Source organism: Endozoicomonas sp. ONNA2 (assembly GCF_024606365.1).
Taxonomy (GTDB): Bacteria; Pseudomonadota; Gammaproteobacteria; order Pseudomonadales; family Endozoicomonadaceae; genus Endozoicomonas.
The window spans coordinates 1-3,150 of record NZ_JAHHPO010001041.1 but is presented as its reverse complement, the minus strand read 5'-3'; the positions used below and the strand labels follow the sequence as shown (position 1 = coordinate 3,150).

Genomic DNA, 3,150 nt, shown 5'->3' with positions numbered 1-3,150 from the left:
ATAGCTAAATATCCTATTATCGGGATGATCGTTCGACCGATTCTGTCGCCCTGCTACAAAACCATCGCAGAATCCAAAAACTTTATCGTTCTGGATAAATACACCCCGGATTACCAGGTCAACGAAAGCTACCAGAGTGAAAATGATCTTGAACGGGAGCTGATCGCGGACTTGCAAAACCAGGGCTATGAATATGTTGCCGATTTAAATGCCCCGGATAAGATGCTCAGCAATGTCCGTAAGCAGCTACAAACCCTGAACAATGTGGTGTTTTCAGACGGGGAATGGCAACGCTTCGTTGAGACCTGTCTGGATAACCCCGGCGATAACATCGTCGATAAAACCCGCAAGATTCACGATGACTATATCTTCGATTTTGTCTTTGATGATGGCCATATTCAGAACATCTATCTGCTGGACAAAAAGAATATCCATCGTAATGCCTGCCAGGTTATCCGACAGTTTGAGCAGACCGGCACCCATAAAAACCGCTACGATGTGACGATTCTGGTGAACGGTTTGCCCCTGGTGCAGATTGAGCTGAAAAAACGGGGCGTGGCCATTCGTGGAGCCTTTAACCAGGTGCATCGCTACAGCAAGGAGAGCTTTAACAGCGAAAACTCGTTGTATAAATATTTGCAGCTGTTTGTGATCTCTAACGGGACCGATACCCGCTATTTTGCCAATACCACCCAACGCAATAAAAACAGCTTCGACTTCACCATGAACTGGGCGAAGGCGGATAACAGCCTGATCAAAGATTTACAGGACTTTACCGCCACCTTTTTCCAGAAAAGTACCCTGCTCAATGTTTTGATGCATTACTCAGTGTTTGACGTCAGCGATACCTTACTGGTCATGCGTCCTTACCAGATTGCCGCCACAGAACGCATTTTATGGAAGATAAAAAAGTTCCTATGAGGCTAAACACTGGAGCCCTGCTCATAAAAAAAGTGGGGAGAGCGGCGGTTTTATCTGGCATACCACTGGTTCCGGTAAAACGTTGACCAGTTTTAAAGCGGCACATTTGGCTACTGAGCTGGATTTTATCGACAAGGTATTTTTTGTGGTGGACAGAAAAGACCTCGATTACCAGACCATGAAGGAATACCAGCGTTTTTCACCAGACAGTGTGAATGGTTCTGACAGTACCGCTGGCCTGAAGAAAAATCTGGATAAAGACGACAACAAGATCATCGTCACTACCATCCAGAAGCTCAACAATCTGATGAAAAGCCAGAAGCTCAACAATCTGATGAAAAGCGAGGGCGACCTTGCCATTTACAACCGTCAGGTGGTGTTTATTTTCGATGAGTGTCACCGTAGCCAGTTTGGTGAAGCCCAGAAAAACCTGAAGAAGAAGTTTAAACGGTTCTATCAGTTCGGTTTTACGGGTACGCCCATTTTCCCGCAGAACGCTTTAGGTGCGGAAACTACCGCCAGCGTGTTTGGCCGTGAGTTGCATTCCTATGTGATTACCGATGCCATTCGTGATGAGAAAGTGCTCAAGTTCAAGGTGGACTACAACGATGTTCGCCCGAAATTTAAGGCCATCGAAATCGAGCAGGATGAGAAAAAACTTAACGCCGCAGAAAACAGGCAGGCCCTGCTGCACCCGGAGCGTATTCGTGAAGTCTCTCAATACATTCTGAATAACTTCCGCCAGAAAACCCATCGCCTGCAAGCCAGTGCCAATGGTTTTAATGCCATGTTTGCGGTAAGCAGTGTGGATGCCGCCAAGCTCTATTATGAGTCGCTGAACAAGTTACAGGCTGACAGCGAAAAGCCCCTGAAAATCGCCACCATATTCTCTTTTGCGGCCAATGAGGAGCAGGACGCGGTGGGGGATATTCTGGATGAGAGCTTTGACCTTTCTCTTATGGATAGGGCCATGAACAGCAGTGCGAAGGAGTTTTTAAGCGCCGCGATTGCCGACTATAACGCCTTCTTTAGAACCAATTTCAGTGTTGATAGCAAAGGTTTTCAGAATTATTACCGCGATCTGGCCAAGCGGGTTAAAGCCAAGGACATTGATTTGTTGATTGTGGTGGGGATGTTCCTTACCGGCTTTGATGCACCAACCCTGAATACCCTGTTCGTGGATAAAAACCTGCGTTTCCACGGGTTAATGCAGGCCTATTCCCGCACCAACCGCATTTATGACGCCACCAAGACCTTTGGCAATATTGTCACCTTCCGCGATCTGGAACAGGCGACGGTAGACGCCATCACCCTGTTTGGTGATAAAAACACCAAAAACGTGGTGCTGGAAAAAAGCTACAAGGAGTACATGGAAGGCTTTACTGATCTGGTCACCGGCGAAGCCAGACGGGGCTTTATGGATGTGGTGCAGGAATTGGAGCAACGCTTTCCTGATCCTGCCGCCATTGAAAAAGAGTCTGATAAAAAAGCCTTTGCCAAACTCTTTGGTGAATATTTGCGCGTCGAAAACGTGCTGCAAAACTACGATGAGTTTGCCAGCCTGAAAGCGTTGCAAGACTTGGATATGAGCGACCCGGCAGCTGTTGAAGCGTTTAAGGCCGAGCATTATCTGGATGATGAACAACTGGCACAGATGCAGACCATTCGCCTGCCCGCCGAACGCAAGATTCAGGATTACCGCTCTACCTACAACGATATTCGTGACTGGCAGCGCCGACGGAAATCGTCGGATGACAAGGTTAAATCCACCATTGATTGGGATGATGTGGTCTTTGAGGTGGACCTGCTGAAATCCCGGGAGATCAATCTGGATTACATCCTGGAGCTGATCTTTGAGCACAACAAGAAAACCAAAAGCAAGGCTGATCTGGTGGACGAAGTGCGCCGTGTTATTCGTGCCAGCCTTGGCAACCGTGCCAAAGAAGGCCTGGTGGTGGACTTTATCAACCAGACTGATCTTGATGAGATTGGCGACAAAGCCAGTGTGATTGATGCTTTTTTCACGTATGCCCAGAAGGAACAACAGCGTGAGGCTGATGAGCTGATTGAAACGGAAAGCCTGAACAGTGAAGCCGCCAAACGGTATATTGCTACCTCTTTGAAACGGGAGTTTGCCAGTGAGAATGACACTGAGCTTAATGCCATTTTGCCGAAAATGAGTCCGTTGAATCCGCAGTATCTGACCAAGAAGCAGAGTGTGTTTCAGAA

The 3,150-nt window shown here is 47.6% G+C and carries 2 protein-coding genes; both read left to right on the top strand.

Annotation, left to right across the window (positions count from 1 at the left end; genetic code table 11):
* Window positions 1–921, top strand: a 921-nt coding sequence (locus tag KDK14_RS18445) for a type I restriction endonuclease (RefSeq protein ID WP_257266666.1), incomplete at its 5' end; no start/stop codon positions are given.
* Between the two features lie 82 nt (window positions 922–1,003).
* The coding region (locus KDK14_RS18440) for a type I restriction endonuclease subunit R (RefSeq protein ID WP_257266665.1) at window positions 1,004–3,150 on the top strand (2,147 nt) is incomplete at its 3' end.